Source organism: Pseudomonas sp. G166 (assembly GCF_037027455.2).
GTDB lineage: Bacteria > Pseudomonadota > Gammaproteobacteria > Pseudomonadales > Pseudomonadaceae > Aquipseudomonas.
Genome location: NZ_CP146985.1, coordinates 213249 through 229138 on the forward strand (window position 1 = coordinate 213249; position 15890 = coordinate 229138).

At 62.2% G+C, this 15890-nt stretch carries 14 protein-coding genes; 12 read left to right on the plus strand and 2 right to left on the minus strand.

The genetic code is table 11. The features are described 5' to 3' along the window. The first annotated feature begins 136 nt into the window (after window positions 1-136). The 11 genes from SGN16_RS00930 (at window position 137) to SGN16_RS00980 (ending at window position 13625) form a co-directional block, all read left to right on the plus strand. Window positions 137-1039, plus strand: a complete 903-nt coding sequence (locus SGN16_RS00930) for a TauD/TfdA family dioxygenase (protein WP_210642289.1) — start codon at window positions 137-139, stop codon at window positions 1037-1039. 37 nt (window positions 1040-1076) lie between these two features. Further along, window positions 1077-2102, plus strand: coding sequence for an ABC transporter substrate-binding protein (locus SGN16_RS00935; RefSeq protein ID WP_335943678.1), 1026 nt, complete (start codon window positions 1077-1079; stop codon window positions 2100-2102). A gap of 5 nt (window positions 2103-2107) precedes the next feature. Further along, window positions 2108-2968, plus strand: a complete 861-nt coding sequence (locus SGN16_RS00940) for an ABC transporter ATP-binding protein (RefSeq protein ID WP_335943679.1) — start codon at window positions 2108-2110, stop codon at window positions 2966-2968. Between the two features lie 12 nt (window positions 2969-2980). Continuing rightward, window positions 2981-3847 carry an ABC transporter permease gene (locus SGN16_RS00945; protein WP_335943680.1) on the plus strand — a complete coding sequence of 289 codons (867 nt, stop codon included), beginning with the start codon at window positions 2981-2983 and terminating at the stop codon, window positions 3845-3847. A 266-nt stretch (window positions 3848-4113) separates the two neighbouring features. Further along, on the plus strand, window positions 4114-4605 hold the full coding sequence (locus tag SGN16_RS00950) for a cell division protein (RefSeq protein ID WP_335943681.1): 492 nt from the start codon (window positions 4114-4116) through the stop codon (window positions 4603-4605). Further along, window positions 4598-6040 (plus strand): TIGR01777 family oxidoreductase, encoded by a 1443-nt coding sequence (locus SGN16_RS00955; RefSeq protein ID WP_210642294.1) that lies wholly within the window; start codon window positions 4598-4600, stop codon window positions 6038-6040. Before SGN16_RS00950 ends, SGN16_RS00955 begins: the two co-directional genes overlap by 8 nt. A 9-nt stretch (window positions 6041-6049) precedes the next feature. Then, window positions 6050-8485, plus strand: a complete 2436-nt coding sequence (locus tag SGN16_RS00960; RefSeq protein ID WP_335943682.1) for an alpha/beta hydrolase — start codon at window positions 6050-6052, stop codon at window positions 8483-8485. Window positions 8486-8933: 448 nt separating this feature from the next. Next, a complete protein-coding gene (locus tag SGN16_RS00965; protein ID WP_335943683.1) occupies window positions 8934-9710 on the plus strand; it encodes an efflux RND transporter periplasmic adaptor subunit in 777 nt (258 codons plus the stop codon). Next, window positions 9707-11026: an HlyD family efflux transporter periplasmic adaptor subunit gene (locus SGN16_RS00970; protein ID WP_335943684.1), complete on the plus strand. Its 1320-nt coding sequence runs from the start codon at window positions 9707-9709 to the stop codon at window positions 11024-11026. The genes SGN16_RS00965 and SGN16_RS00970 overlap by 4 nt, the downstream gene beginning before the upstream one ends. A gap of 1 nt (window position 11027) precedes the next feature. Then, window positions 11028-13124: a biotin/lipoyl-binding protein gene (locus SGN16_RS00975; RefSeq protein ID WP_335943685.1), complete on the plus strand. Its 2097-nt coding sequence runs from the start codon at window positions 11028-11030 to the stop codon at window positions 13122-13124. A 9-nt stretch (window positions 13125-13133) separates the two neighbouring features. Beyond that, on the plus strand, window positions 13134-13625 hold the full coding sequence (locus SGN16_RS00980; RefSeq protein WP_210642299.1) for a GNAT family N-acetyltransferase: 492 nt from the start codon (window positions 13134-13136) through the stop codon (window positions 13623-13625). Between the two features lie 133 nt (window positions 13626-13758). Here the strand turns inward: SGN16_RS00980 and SGN16_RS00985 are convergent, their stop codons facing one another. Then, complete coding sequence (locus SGN16_RS00985) at window positions 13759-14070, minus strand: hypothetical protein (RefSeq protein ID WP_210642300.1); 312 nt, start codon at window positions 14068-14070, stop codon at window positions 13759-13761. Between the two features lie 45 nt (window positions 14071-14115). Further along, window positions 14116-14703, minus strand: coding sequence for a tail fiber protein (locus tag SGN16_RS00990; protein ID WP_210642301.1), 588 nt, complete (start codon window positions 14701-14703; stop codon window positions 14116-14118). Window positions 14704-15007: 304 nt separating this feature from the next. Between SGN16_RS00990 and SGN16_RS00995 the strand changes: the two genes are divergently transcribed. After that, on the plus strand, window positions 15008-15853 hold the full coding sequence (locus tag SGN16_RS00995) for a sulfotransferase (protein ID WP_210642302.1): 846 nt from the start codon (window positions 15008-15010) through the stop codon (window positions 15851-15853). Window positions 15854-15890 lie beyond the last annotated feature (37 nt).

Sequence of the window (15890 nt, forward strand, 5' to 3'; positions counted from 1 at the left end):
TTCTTATACCTTTAAAGTCATCCCCCTGCGTACCTGCCGACCAATCGGCGCGCCGCACGACACAAACCGACACGGGACCTCCGTGAGTTTTTGATCGACGCGCGCCTGTAGAGCGCGCTGTGCGTGGGAGTGATGTATGCCAGCCGTCTCTTATTCTCCAGATTCACCTACCGCGAACATTGCGCCGCAGTCGTTCGAAATCCGCCCGTTCCGCGATGCCGTAGGCGCCGAGATTGTTGGCTTGGACTTGTCCCGACCGGTCAATGACCAGGACTTCGCCCGCATCCACCGTGCGCACCTCGACTATCACGTCGTGGTGTTCCGCGAGCAGCGCATCACCCCTGAACAACAGATCGCCTTCAGCCGCCGTTTCGGCGTGCTGCAAATCCATGTGCTCAAGCAGTTCCTGCTGGCTGGGCATCCGGAGATCCTCATCGTCTCCAACATCATCGAAAACGGCCAATCCATCGGCCTGGGGGATGCGGGCAAGTTCTGGCACTCCGACCTTTCCTATAAAGAACTGCCCAGCCTCGGCTCAATGCTTCACGCCCAAGAGCTGCCGAGCGAAGGCGGCGACACACTGTTCGCCGACATGCACAAGGCCTGGGACGGTCTGCCCGAAGCCTTGCGTAAAGCGGTTGAGGGCCGTTCGGCGGCGCATTCCTACACGGCGCGCTACAGCGAGACCAAATTCGAAGGCAACTGGCGCCCGACGCTGACGCCGGAGCAACTGGCCCAAGTCGCCGAAGTGGTGCATCCGATCGTGCGCACCCACCCGGAAACCGGGCGCAAGGCGTTGTTCGTCAGCGAGGGGTTCACCACCCGCATCGTCGGGCTGCCGGAGGATGAGAGCAACGCACTGCTGGCCCAGTTGTATGCCCACAGCGTGCTGCCCCAGAACATCTATCGCCATCAATGGCAGCCCCATGACTTGGTGTTCTGGGACAACCGCTCGTTGATCCACTTGGCCGCCGGTTGCCCGAGCCATCTGCGCCGCAAGCTGTATCGCACCACCATCCAGGGCGACGCCCCTTTCTGATCGGCTGCGCCTCGTGCACAGAGTCCGGAGAATCACCATGTCCAAACGCATTGCTTTTGCACCGCTGGCCGCAGCCATCGGCCTGGGGTTGAGTTTGCTGGCCGGCAGCCTGGTCGCGCCCGCCAGTGCCCACGCCGAGGGTGAGATTCGTATCGCCGAACAATTCGGCATCGTTTACTTGCTGCTCAACGTGGTTCGCGATCAACAGTTGATCGAAAAACATGGCAAGCAGGAAGGCATCGACATCAAGGTCGACTGGACCCAGTTGTCCGGCGGCGCGGCCGTCAACGATGCGTTGCTGTCGGGCTCCATCGACATTGCCGGGGCCGGTGTCGGGCCGTTGCTGACCATCTGGGACCGCACCCGTGGCAAGCAGAACGTCAAGGCGGTGGCTTCCCTGGGCAACTTTCCCTATTACCTGTTGAGCAACAACCCCAAGGTCAAGACCATCGCCGACTTCACCGAGCAGGACCGCATCGCGGTGCCGGCGGTGGGCGTTTCGGTGCAGTCGCGGTTCCTGCAATACGCTGCCGCGAAGCAGTGGGGCGACAAGGATTTCAATCGCCTGGACAAGTACACCCTGGCGGTTCCGCACCCGGACGCCACGGCGGCGTTGATTGCCGGTGGCACCGAGTTGACCGGGCATTTCTCCAACCCGCCTTTCCAGGATCAGGCCCTGCAAAATCCCAGCGTTCACGTGGTGCTCAACTCCTACGACGTGCTTGGGCCGAATTCGCCGACGGTGCTGTTCGCCACCGAGAAATTCCGCGATGAAAACCCGAAAACCTACAAGGCGTTCGTCGAGGCGCTGACCGAAGCGGCCGAGTTCGCCCAGAAGGACAAGGGCGCGGCGGCGGACACCTACCTGCGAGTGACCAAAGCCAAGATCGACCGGGCGACCTTGCTGAAGATCATCGATAACCCGCAGATCGAATTCACCGTCACCCCGAAAAACACCTACCCGCTGGCCGAATTCCTTTTCCGCGTTGGCGCGATCAAGAACAAACCTGCGTCATGGGAAGACTATTTCTTCCTGGACGCCAAACCGTTGCAGGGGAGCTGATCGTCATGAACGCGCGTTTGCAAGGCCTCGCGGCCAGCAACCCCACTCGCACCGGCACTGCGTTGTTGTCGGTGGATAACGTCAGCCTGGAATACCGCACCCCGCAGCGGGTGGTGCGGGCCACCCATCAAGTGAGTTTCGAAGTCGACCCGGCGGATCGTTTTGTACTGCTCGGCCCGTCCGGTTGCGGCAAGTCCACCTTGCTCAAGGCGATTGGTGGTTTCATCGCCCCTTGCGAAGGCGAGATTCGCTTGCAGGGGCAAACCGTCAGCGCGCCGGGGCCGGACCGGATCGTGGTGTTCCAGGAATTCGACCAACTGCCGCCGTGGAAAACCGTCAAGCAGAACGTGATGTTCGCACTGTTGGCGTCGGGCACGCTCAAGCGTCGCGAGGCCGAGGAGCGGGCACTGCATTATCTGGACAAGGTCGGCCTGGCGGCGTTTGCCGATGCCTATCCCCACACTTTGTCTGGAGGCATGAAGGCCCGCGTCGCGATTGCCCGGGCGTTGGCGATGCAACCGAAAATCCTGCTGATGGACGAACCCTTCGCCGCCCTCGATGCCCTGACCCGGCGCAAGATGCAGGAAGAATTGCTGCTGCTCTGGGAGGAGGTGCGCTTCACCTTGCTGTTCGTCACTCACTCCATCGAAGAGGCATTGGTGGTAGGTAATCGCATCCTATTGCTGTCACCGCACCCGGGACGAGTTCGGGCGGAAATCCACAGCCATCAATACGACTTGCACAGCCTCGGCGGCGTGGGGTTCCAGCATACGGCGCGGCGCATCCACGGGCTGCTATTCAATGAAGGCCAGCCGCTTGAAGCCGAGCGCGAGCTGGATTTCACCGATATTCGTATCGCGTACTAAGGGGAACGTTTCATGAGCCAATTATCACCTGCTCGCGAAGAATACGAAGTCGACCTGCAACCGTTGACCCATGTACCGCTGGAGCGAGAGCTACCCCTCGGCCAGCGCCTCTGGCAACAGGGCTGGCTGCGTAAAAGCCTGATCCTGTTGCTGCTGGCGGTGCTGTGGGAGAGTGTGGCGCGGTATCAGAACAATGACCTGCTGCTGCCGGGCTTCCTGCAAACCGCCAGCGCCTTGTACGACGGTTTGCTCAGCGGCGAGTTGCTGGGCAAGGTGTGGATTTCCCTGGTGGTGCTGATCAAGGGCTACCTGCTGGGCATCGTCCTGGCGTTTGGCCTGACCACACTGGCCGTGTCGACCCAGTTCGGTCGCGACGTGCTCAGCACCCTGACGTCGATGTTCAATCCGTTGCCGGCCATCGCCCTGCTACCGCTGGCGCTGCTGTGGTTCGGCCTGGGGCAGAACAGCCTGATTTTCGTGCTGGTGCATTCGGTACTGTGGGCGTTGGCGTTGAATATGTACGCGGGTTTTCTCGGCGTGTCGGAAACGCTGCGCATGGCTGGGCGCAACTACGGGCTCAAAGGTTTGCGCTTTGTGTTGTTCATCCTGATCCCGGCCGCGCTGCCGTCGATCCTCGCCGGGTTGAAGATCGGCTGGGCGTTTGCCTGGCGTACCCTGATCGCCGCCGAGCTGGTGTTCGGCGCCACCAGTGGCAAGGGTGGCTTGGGTTGGTACATCTTCCAGAACCGTAATGAGCTGTACACCGACAAGGTGTTTGCCGGGTTGGCGGTGGTGATTTTGATTGGGTTGCTGGTGGAGAACCTGGTGTTTGATTCGCTGGAGCGGGTGACGGTGAAGCGTTGGGGGATGCAGCGCTGATCAGTACTCCTCGCCGCAGTTCGAGGTGTCTGGGCTGACGTCATCGCGAGCTTGCTCGCGAAAGCGATCTTCAATCCACCCAGGTCTCTCAACCTGACACTTGAACCTCAATCCGATCCCCGTGGCGAGGAATTGCTCCCGCTGGCTTGAGAAGCAGGCCTCTCTTTGAGCGGATTTTATTTATCGCTGCCCAGCCTATTAGCCAAGTAAAGCTCCCTGCATTTCCTTTAGACTGGCCGCCCTCAAGCAAGCCTTCAGGACATGGAATGCCAACCCCTCCCAGCACCCTTCGCAAAGCCCTGGTCGTTTGGTTATATGCCGCCGCCCTGATGCATCTGCTCGCCGGCGCTACGCTGACCTGGGCCGGTCATTCGGGCCTGTTCGATGGTTATCTGCAGAACATCGAACAGGCTTTCTGGGGCGCCGACGTGGTGGTGCCCGCAACGGCCCGCATGCAGCAAGTCTGGTGGCTGGCCTTGTTCGGCGCCACGTTGCAAAGCTACGGGCTGTACATGCTCGCCCTCGTCCATATCGGTAATCGATTGAAGAGCGCCATGCCTTGGGGCTGGTTGATCGCCGGCATCGTGCTCTGGGCGCCCCAGGACATGTTGATTTCTGCCCAGGCCCGGGTCTGGTCGCACCTGTGGTTTGACGGCTTCGCACTGCTCGTATTACTGCCGCCGCTGCTCTGGCTCTATCGCCACGACCGCCGCATATCCCTGACTGACAACGCGTCGAGTGATTCAAACCATGCCTGACTTTTCACTGCTGGACTGGGCCATCACCCTGCTGATCGCCCAGGCGATCCTGGGTGCGCTGGATACCCTGTATCACCACGAACTCACCGTTGCATTGCCCTATCGCCACAGTGCCCGGTTGGAATTGTCCATCCATGCCCTGCGCTCGTGTTTCTACGGGATCCTGTTCCTGGGCATTGCGCATTTGGCCTTTGAAGGCACGTGGGCGATTGTCATCGCCTTGCTGTTCGCCTTGGAGATCGGCCTGACGCTCTGGGACTTCGTGGTCGAAGACCGGAGCCGCAAGCTGCCGCCCATCGAACGCATCATGCACACGGTGCTGGCGGTCAACGGCGGTGCCTTCTTCGCGCTGTATGGTGTGCAACTGGCGCAGTGGTCGAGTTTGCCCACCGGCCTGAGTGCGATCGACCTGGGCTGGCGCGGTTGGCTGCTGACCTTGTTCGCCATCGGCGTCACGGCTTCGGGGATTCGTGACGGGTTGGCGGCCTTGCGCATGCAACGCGCGGGCAAGCCCGCCAACCCGTTTGCCGGTGGCGCCTACAAGCGCGTGCTGGTCACGGGTGGCACCGGGTTTATCGGTGAAACCCTGGTCAACCAACTGCTCGACGCCGGGCACACGGTCAGCGTATTGGCTCGCGATCCCTTGAAAGCGGCCTATCTGTTCGACGGCCGCGCCCGTTGCCTGCGTTCGCTAGGCAAACTGGGCCATGACGAAACCTTCGATGTGGTGATCAACCTGGCGGGCGCACCGGTTGCCGGCCCACGCTGGAGCCTTGCGCGTCAGGCGCAACTCATCGCCAGCCGGGTCAATACCACCGAGGCGTTGATGGCTTGGCTGAAGAACGCCCGGCACAAGCCTGCGTTGTGGGTCCAGGCCTCTGCCATCGGGTTTTACGGCGTGCGTGACGCCAGCGAAAGCCTCGATGAAAGCGCCACCCGAGGCGATGGCTTCATGGCCGAGCTCTGTGCGCGCTGGGAAGCCTCAGCGTTGCCCGCCACCGAGTTGGGTGTGCGTCAGGTGGTGATGCGCCTGGGCGTGGTGTTCGGGCCGGGCGGCGCATTGCTGCCGCTGCTGATTCCGTTTCGCCTGGGGTTCGGCGGGCGGATGGGCGATGGTCGGCAAATCATGAGTTGGGTGCACCGCGACGATGTGATTGCCGTCATCGCCCGCACCTTCGATGACGAAAGCCTGAACGGTACCTACAACCTGGTGGCGCCAGAAACGGTCAGCCAGGCGCTGTTCGCCGAAAGCGTCGGCAAGGTGCTCAAGCGCCCGGTGTGGTTCCACATCCCCGCCGCGCCGGTGCGCGCCCTGGCCGGCGAAATGGCCCAGTTGTTCTTCGACGGCCAACGTGTGCTGCCAAACCGTCTTGTCGAGGCGGGCTATACGTTCCGCTACCCGACACTCGACGCAGCCTTGCGCGACCTGGCCTGAGGAGCATCCATGAGCAAGCCGCGGATGTACCTGCTGGCCGGCAACGGTAGCGCCGCCGATTGGTGGGATGACGCGTTGCCGCACTTTGAACGCTACGACGTGGTGCCATTGGAGTTACCAGGCTTTGGCAATAACCCACAGGTCCCTTGCGAAGACTTGTCGGCCTACGCCCAGGCGTTGCTGGCGGCGACGGACAAGGGCAGCGCGATCATGGCGGTTGGCGTGAACGCCTTGCTGGTGCTGCATGCGCTGCAACGCCGGCCGGGGCACTTTTGCCGCAGTGTGTTGCTGGCGCCGGTGGGCGCGTTTTTGTGGCAGCGGCGACTGCCGGCGTTGATGTCGCCGTTGCCGATTCGCAAGACCATTCACTGGTTGCTCGCGAACAAGCCGACGCTGTTTGCCCACAAGTTTTCCCGCCAGACCTGGACGCCCGCGCACTACCAACGCATGGGCGCTGGATATGCCCGCTGCCGTGCCTTTGTGCCGCACTGGGACTTGGTGCGTGCCGACACCGCGTTGCCGTTACTGGAGTGGATCACCGACCCGGTCGAACTGGTGTGGGGCGATCAGGACAAGGTGCTGGGCGTCGAGCAGGCGGCGGCATGGTCGGCCATTCTTGCCCGTGCCGATTTGACCATCAACCTGAAACCCGGTTGGGGCCATTACCCGTGGATCGACTCACCCGCTGAATTCGCCGCGTGGTTGGAGTCCGGCGAACGTGGGTTCGTTGCGCACACCAAAGGCGGTCGCTTGCGTCTGGCGGCACTGGCTGGGCAGCCGGTGCCGGCGGCGCTGTCGCTCAACGATTGCAACGACCCGCGCTTGCCGAGCTTCCTGGACAGCCAGCCGAACGCAACCTGGGCAGTACGCTCCTCCAGTTATGGGGAGGATCAGGCCGATGCAGCCAATGCCGGCTTGAGCACCACCTACCTGCGTGAGCCGACGGACAACGTGATGGCGCGCATCGCCGAGTTGAGTGCGGCAGGTGTCGAGGAAGTGGTGGTGCAGCGTTTCATCACGCCACGGCTGTCCGGGATTGCATTCGTGCGTCACCTGTCAGTTGAATTGGAATGGGTCGAAGGTCACCTGGAGTCGTTGGCCGATGGCATGGTGAGCCCGGAGCGGGCGATCATTTCCCGTCTCGGCGAGTCATGGAACAGCGGTGCATTCAAGCCAGCCCATGGCCTCACCGCCGAGGCGTTATGGCGGTTTCTCCAGGGCGTGTTGCGGGTCTTTCACTACGTGCCCGGCGACGTTGAATGGGCCTGGGACGGCACGCAACTGTGGCTGCTGCAGTACCGGCCGATCAGCGACTACGGTTGGCGCCGCCACCTGACCGCCGCCAACATCGCAGAGATCCTGCCGCCGCAGCCCAGCGTGTTGGTGGAGTACGCCCAGCGTCGTGCGGCGGCGAGCATCCCGGCGATCATGGCGCGTTGGGATTCACGGGTGTTGCAGGACAACGAGCCCTTCACGGCGGTGTTTGGCGGTGCTTCGTATATCAACAACGACCTGTTTCTCGCCCGCTTGGCCGACTGGGGCATCAGCGCCAGCAACTACGCCGGTGAGGTCGGTGGTGCCACCCCACATCTACCTTGGCGGCCCCTGCGCCTGCTGCGTTCGTTGCCGTTGTTCCTGCGTATGCAGCACATTGCGCGTGGTCATTTGCTGACGCTGGAAAACGGCTTGCAACGCTTCGACCGAGAGCTGTACGAACTGACCGGACAAGGCGCGGACGGTCAGCAACTGGCCGACTGGTTTACCCGCTTCTACGTGTTCGTGGTGCAGGGCAACCTGTGCATCGCGACGGCGTTGGCCAGCAGCGGCGGCGATCTGCTGGGGCGACCGCCGACTGCCTATGACGACCTTGAACACAGCCCCCATCGGCTGCCCTGGGAAACCGACCCGGCGACGCCACGCCCAGCACCGACCGAACTGCCATTGCAGGCCTTCCCCCAATGGTCCCTGGCGATTCGTGTTGCCCATTCGACCGGCCTGCCGGGTTTGCGCGGTTACTACCTGCAAGTGCGCGAATGGTATCGCGACAACCTGATGCGAATCTTCTTTCGCCTGCACCACGCCATGCCGACGGGGGACCGGGCACAGTGGTTCGCGCCGCACCCGGACATTCGCAGCCGCGACGGCAGCTTCTGGCAGGACGGTCGTGAAGGCACCGAGCAGGCAAGCGGCTTTTTGATCTACCCGGGTCAGGCTCAAGGCATTTTGGGTGAAGACATTCTGCTGGAAGACACCCTCGACCCTGGCCGTCATGCCCACTATCAAAGCGCCCGGGCAGTGATTGCGCGCATGGGCGGGCGCTTGTCCCATGGCTCGACGCTACTGCGTGAACTGCGCAAACCTTCGGCGGTATTGCCTCAGGTTGATGTAGCTTGGTTGGGGCGTGAGGTGGTGTATTGCGATGGTGAGTTGAGGTTGGTGGAGTAGGCCTGCGCGATGTCTGTCGATCACAGAACCTGTGGCGAGGGAGTGCGTTCAGCTCAGGGGCTGTTCTCAATCCTCAGAAACGAAAAAACCGGCCGAGGCCGGTTTTTTCACCCCAACGGCCAGAGAACTTAATCTCTGCGTACGGGGTTGAGTGGGGTCATCTTAAGTGGAAGAGGCCGTGGGGGCAACGCTATAAGTGCTGATGTTAATCGACCTGTGGCGAGGGGATTTATCCCCGCTGGACTGCGCAGCAGTCCCGAAACCTGACAACCTCGTTGAGCCAGGGAAATTGAATAAATCGCTTTGGGTCTGCTGCGCAGCCCAGCGGGGATAAATCCCCTCGCCACAGGTCGAGTATGACCACCAGATTTCTCACCTCTCACGACCTCTCCCTTGACGCCCCCCACCGCTGTCGTAGACTCCGCCCATCCGTCAGGGAGTAACGGTCATGCGGCGTTTGAGTAGTTGGGTTGTGGGATTGGCTTTTGTAGCGAGCGGTACCCAGGCGCAAACGCCTGTAGCAGACGATCCGTTGCTTGAGAGCAACGTCTCGGCCAGTGCGTCGGGCAACGAGGCGCGAGGGGTGCTTCGGGCGCGGGATCAGGCGGTGCTGGCCAGCGAGTTGGCCGGGCGTATCGTCGAGTTGCCGTTCAGTGAGGGCGAATCGTTCAAGAAGGGTGACACCCTGGCGCGGTTCGATTGCTCGGCGTATCAGGCCCAGCTCAATGCGGCCCAGGCGGCCAGCCGTGGTGCCGGTGAAGAGTTGGCGCATAACCGGCAATTGGCGGAATTGAAATCAGTCGGGCGGTTTGAAGTGTCGCGGGCCGAGGCCCGGCTCAACGAGACTCAGGCGCAGTCCCAGGTGTATCAGGTTCAGGTCAAGCGCTGCAGCGTGATCGCTCCGTTCGACGGGCAAGTGGTGGCGCGCAAGGTCCAGCGTTATGAGAGCGTGGCGGCCGGCGCGCCGTTGCTGGATGTGGTCGACAACCGCACCTTGGAGATCCATCTGCTGGTGCCGTCGCGCTGGATGAGCAGGCTCAAGCCCGGCCAGCCGTTCACGTTTATCCCCGATGAAACCGGCAAGCCATTGCAGGCAACGGTCAAGCGCCTGGGGGCGCGCATCGATGAGGGTAGCCAAACCCTGCTGCTGGTGGCGACCGTGCCGGATGCCAGCGGCTTGCTGTCCGGCATGAGTGGTACCGCGCGTTTCGCGGAGTCCAAGTGAACGCGCCGATAACGGGCAATGCCGAGCAGGTGTTTGCCCGCTTCCTCGACCTGGAACGCCAGACGCGGGCCGCGCGTACGCCGGCGCAGTTGAGCTACAGCCTGGTCAACGACGGCCAGGCCTTGTTCGGGTTTCGCCACGCTGCGTTATTGATCGCCGGTAAGGTCCAGGCCGTGACCGGCATCAGTGCCGTGGAACCGAATGCGCCGTTCGTGGCGTTCGTCGAGCAGGCGGTGGCGCAGTTGTTCAAGCAGGGAGTGTTGAACCAGGCCCGGGTGATTAGCGCCGATCTGGTCAGCGAATCCATCCGGGCAGACTGGCGAAGCCTGTCAGCCGGCCAAGTATTCTGGCTGCCATTGATCGATCATCAGGGCCAGGTGTTCGGCGGTTTGTGGCTGGCCCGCGACCTGCCGTGGACTCCGCCCGAGCAAGTACTGCTATCGCAACTGGGCGACACCTACAGCCATGCCTGGCTGGCGCTGCAACCGCGCAAGCCGTGGCGCCTGCGTTGGACACGTAAGCGCCAGGTGGCCCTGGTGGCGGTGCTGTTGCTGGGTTTGTTGATTCCGGTGCGCCAGTCGGTGCTGGCCCCGGCCGAGGTGGTGCCGTTGGGCGGACAGGTGGTGGCGGCACCACTGGACGGGGTGATCGCCGAGTTCCTGGTCAAGCCCAACCAGGCCGTCAAGAACGGTGACCTGCTGCTGCGCTTCGAAAGCACTAGCCTCAAGGCCCAGGCCGATGTCGCCGAACGTGCGCTTGGTGTGGCTGAGGCGGAACTCAAGGCCAATTCCCAACGCTCCTTTGCCGATGCGGAGTCGAGTTCGAAGATCGATCTGCTGGCTGCCCGTGTCGAACAGAAACGCGCCGAGCGCAACTACGCGCTTGAATTGCTCAAGCGCAGCGAAGTGCGTGCCGAGCGCGACGGCATTGCGGTGTTCGCCGATGCCGAACGCTGGCTCGGTAAACCGGTGCAGACCGGCGAGCGGTTAATGGAAATCGCCGACCCGAACCAGGCCGAGTTGCGTATCGAGCTGGCGGTGGGCGATGCGATTGCCCTGGCGCCCGGAGCGCAAGTGGCGCTGTTTCTCGACAGCGACCCGTTGCAACGGCACCTGGCCTGGCTCGAGCGTTCGGCCTACGAGGCGCAACCCACCGCCGCCGGGCAGCTGGCGTATCGGTTGGATGCACGTTTCGATGCGACGGCGCCACGCATCGGCTTGCGAGGCACGGCGAAAATTTTCGGTGACCGCGCCCCGCTGGCGCTGTATCTGTTGCGTCGGCCACTGGCCGGGCTGCGCCAGAGCGTAGGCCTGTAGCATGGACTTGCCGAGCCTGCGGCCGGACCTGCAATTGTCCCCGGCGGCGTCGGACCCGGACGGTTCGCCCCAGTGGACCCTGGCCGACCCGGTGCGCGGGCGTTATTTCAAGCTTGGCGCGGCGGCGATGCGCATGTTGCGGCACTGGTCCCTTGGCGACCCGGAACAGGTGCTGCAAGCCGCGAACCGCGAGCCGGGCCTGCCGCTCAATGGCGAATCGCTGGAGCAGTTGCTGGGCTTTTTGCGCGGTCACGATCTGATCAGCGCGATGGACCCGCAACAGCGCGACAGCTATCAATTCAAGACCGCTGCCCTGCGCCAGAGCCTGTGGCAGATCCTGCTGCACCAATACCTGTTCTTTCGCATTCCATTGTGGCGCCCGGACGCTTTTCTCAACCGCGCCTGGCCCTGGTTGGCGCGGTTTGGCCCGGGGATCCTGCGCTATGGCCTGCCGCTGACCCTGGGCCTGGGTATTTTCCTGGTGTCACGGGATTGGCAGCGCTTCGTCGCGACCTTTCCGCACCTGTTCAGCTTGGGCGGGGCGCTGGCGTTCGGGGTGGCGTTGTTCTTCGCCAAGCTGTGCCACGAATTCGGCCATGCCTTCATGGCCAAGCGCGCCGGGTGTCGTGTGCAAAGCATGGGCGTGGCGTTCATGGTGCTGTTGCCGATGTTCTATACCGACGTCAGCGATGCCTGGAGGATCAATGATCGTCGCGCGCGCTTGCTGATTGGCGCCGGTGGGGTCTTGGCCGAGCTGCTGCTGGCGTGCATCGCGTTGCTGGCCTGGTCGCTGCTGCCCGACGGGCCGGCGCGCACGGCGGCGTTCATGCTCGCCAGCGCCACGTGGATCACCACGCTGATCATCAATTTGAACCCGTTCATGCGCTTTGATGGCTACTTCCTGCTCAGCGATTTCTGGGGTGTGGATAACCTCCAGGGCCGCGCGTTCGCCTTGTGTCGCTGGCGTTTGCGCGAAGCCTTGTTCGGCTACGGCGCGGCAGCGCCGGAACCCTGGTCACCGAAGATGCGCCGCCGCTTGCTGGTGTGGGGGTACGGGTCCTGGTTGTGGCGCGCGGCGTTGTTTTTCGGCATTGCCCTGGCGGTCTATCACTTGTTCTTCAAGGTGCTGGGCATTTTCCTGATGTTGGTGGAATTGGTGTGGTTTATCTTTATGCCCATTGTGAATGAGTGGCGGCAATGGTGGAGCCGGCGCGAGCAGGCCCATGGTCCGCGAGTGATGCTGACCGGGCTGGTATTGCTGGCATTGGTGTTGGCGTTGTTACTGCCCTGGCGCAGCGCCGTGGAAGTGCCGGCCATGCTCGAGGCCGGGCGTGCCAGTGCCTTGCATGCGCCAGTGGCGGCACGGGTCAAGCAGGTGAATGTGCACGACGGTCAAACCGTGGCCCAGGGCGATGTGCTGATTGAGCTGGAGTCGCCGGACATGGCCTCGCGCCTGACCATCGTGCGCCGGGAAATCGAGATCCAGCAGTTGCAGATGCGCCGTCAGGCCGGGCGCAGCGAAACCGCCGCCGATGCCGGCATCGTCGAGCAGCAATTGGCCGAGGCGGTGGCCGAATACCGGGGGCTGGTTGCCCAGCGTGAACGCCTGTTGCTGCGTGCGCCCCATGCCGGCCAGGTACGTGACTTGCTGCCGCAGTTGTCGGTGGGGCGCTGGTTGTCGCCCACGCAGTCGTTGGCGCGGGTGGTGCAGGCTGATTCGCGGTTGCGCGGGTACTTGACCGAAGCCGAGCTCTGGCGGGTCGGGCCGGGTGCCACAGGACGTTTCATCGCTGACGATCCGATGCACACCTCCATTGCCGTGCAACTGAATGAGATCGACACCAACGGCGTGGCCTGGGTCGAACAGCAGGCGTTGACGTCCGACCACCACGGGCCGATTGCTGTACGTCGCGATTCGCAACAACGGGCCGAGCCTGTGCAGGCGCAGTATGGCGTGCGTTTGAGTGCTGTTGACGACACGTCCGCTCCGGTGCAACCGCTGCGAGGTGTGGTGGTGTTGCAGGGGCAGGGTGAGTCGGTGCTGGGAGCGGCCTGGCGTCGGTTGGCGGCGTTGGGCGTCAGGGAAAGCGGGTTTTAAGGAGCGAGTATGAATTCAGTGGCGGCAGAGGGGTTGGTGGTGCGGCCATCGCAGGTCAGCGATGGGCCATTTTTGCAGAGTCTTTACCAGGCGGCGCGGCCAGACCTGCAATGGATCGACGGCGAGCACGAGCAAGTCCAGCAAGTGGTTGCCCAGCAATTCCAAGTGCAGGAGCAAGGGTTGGGCGAGAATTTCCCCAACGCCATGCATTACGTCGTGGAAAAACTCGGCACCGCTATTGGCGCCTTGAGCACTGATTTTGGTCCCAATGAAATCCGCGTGCTGTACCTGGCCTTCATCCCCCAGGCCCGTGGGAAAGGTTATGGTCGGGCGGTGCTGCAAGGGGTGCAGAAAGCCGCGCAACAGATCCGCTGCCCGGTGGCGACCGTGGTCTGGAGCAGCAACCCTCATGCTCGCCAGCACTATCTGGCGCTGGGTTTTGAAGTGCAGGAACGCAACCCGGCGGCGGAGCGGTTGGTTTGGTATCCGAAGGGGAACTGAGCAGTTTCTGGCTCGCCCGTTATCCATTGTGGGAGCGAGCTTGCTCGCGATAGCGGTGGGTCAGTTTGAAGTGATGTTAGCTGTGCCGCCGCCATCGCGAGCAAGCTCGCTCCCACAAAAGGATCATCAGTCTTTAGTTAAATGCGATGTAGAAATACCCCAGCGCCGGATCCCGTCCCATGGGCGGTATCCGCGACACGAACACCCCTTCTAGCCTGCCAAGTTCAGGCACTTGCAGCGCGCACAAGCCATCGACGAAATCGGTGCTTTCCAGGCTATTGAACTCCACACTGAACGGTATGCGTTCGGTGTTGGGCATCTTCGATCGTGGTGTTTCTTCGAGGCTTTCGATTCGCACCGGCAAAGAGCTGCCGTCGGGCAGGGTCAGGCTGCTGGTCTGGCCCAGCAGCGGTTGAAAATGGCGGCTATGAACCTGTTCCAGCATGTCGACACTCCAAAAAACGGAGGGCCGCAGCCCTCCGGCTGTTCATCAGTTACGAGACGGGAAGAGACCATTCAAGGCGACACTGAAGTTGATCGCCAGGAACGGGTTCATGATCGCCAGCGGCAAGCCGTTGCCCGCCGGGGAAATCGTGCCGTCGATGGTAGTGCTCACGCCCTTGACCGGTACCGGCGAGGCGCCTATCTGGTCGGAATAGATATTCGCCGCGCCCGGTCCGGTGCCCGAGGTGCCGATGAACGAGTTGGTGGCCGTTGGCGTATTCACCGGGTTGCTGGCCGGGTTCGCCAGTTGCAGGGTGGTGGAGGCGGTGAGTCCCGCCATAGTGTGAGTGTGGGTGGGCAGGTTGTTGAGCGTCGGGGTGACGTTTTCGGTGCCGGCGACTTCGCCGATGACCCGCTGCGTCAGGCCCAGGCCGCTGCCTTGCCCCAAGAGCATGCGGCCTTGCAGATTGGGGAGCATGAAGTTGGTGGTGCCGTTGCCTCCGTAGTATGTGCCGAGCAAGGAGAACAACGCCTGGTACTGGGAAATGCCGAGTGTCTGCCCGTTGCACAGTGCCCACCCATTGGGGGCGAAGTTAAAGGCGAACGGCTGGATGGTGCCCATAAAGACTTCCATAGATTCCTCATCCCTTCAGATTGTTTAGTTGGCAATGCCGACAGGGTCCAAGGGAGAGGATTGCGATCAGCCCGACTTCTTCACTCCCTGGCCTGGTCACGCACGGCTGAGCGTAGACCGGGATGTTTGATTCTGCAGGTTGGAAGGGAGGAAAAATGCTGCCGATCTGCTTAATCGATTCAGGTTCGTATTGCGCCTATACCGTCCATCTTTTTTACAGATTCGGATGAATTTGATATCAAAGTACTACTAGGCGGCGATTGTTTCCTCGGCTACGCTTTGCGCTACAAAGGGACTACATACGGTGAAGGGATTGTCGCAGTTTCACTTTATTTCCGGTTTACCGCGGTCGGGGTCAACCCTGCTTTCTGCCATTTTGCTGCAGAATCCGCGCTTCCATGCCGGCATGACCAGCCCCGTCGGTTCGCTGTTCAGCAGCGTCCTGCAGCAATGCAGTGCCGGCAGTGAGTTCGGCTCGGTGATCGACACCGACCTGCGTCGCCGCCTATTGCGCGGACTCTTCGATTCCTACTACGCCGACAAAGCCGATAAACCGGTCATCTTCGATACAAACCGTCAGTGGTGCGCGCGCCTGCCGGCCTTGCACGACCTGTTTCCTCAAGCCAAGACCATCGCTTGTGTGCGCAACGTCGCCTGGGTACTCGACAGCCTGGAGCGGCTCTACCGCGCCAATCCGTTCGAGAACACCAAGCTGTTCAACGACGATGATGAGCGCAACACCGTCTACAGCCGCTGCGAAACCCTCGCCCAGCGCAACCGCCTGGTGGGATTCGCCTGGACGGCGCTCAAAGAGGCCTATTACGGCGAGAACGCCGAGTCCCTGTTGATCGTTGATTACGACCTGCTGAGCCAGGCGCCTGAGCGGGTGATGCGACTGGTGTACGAATTCATCGGTGAGCCCTGGTTCGAGCACGATTTCAATCATTTGACCTACGACGCCCCGGCCTTCGATCAGGCCCTGGGCGTTGCCGGCCTGCACAAGGTCAAGCCCAAGGTCGCGCCGCAGGCTCGGCGGACCTTGCTGCCGCCGGATCTGTTTGAAAAGTATGCCGAGTTGTCGTTCTGGCGCGATGGTTCCGCCAGCGCTGCCAATGTCATTCGTATGAAAACCGACGCCGCGACCAGCTGATCGCGGTTTTTTTCATTTGCGTGTTCAAGAAGTTCGA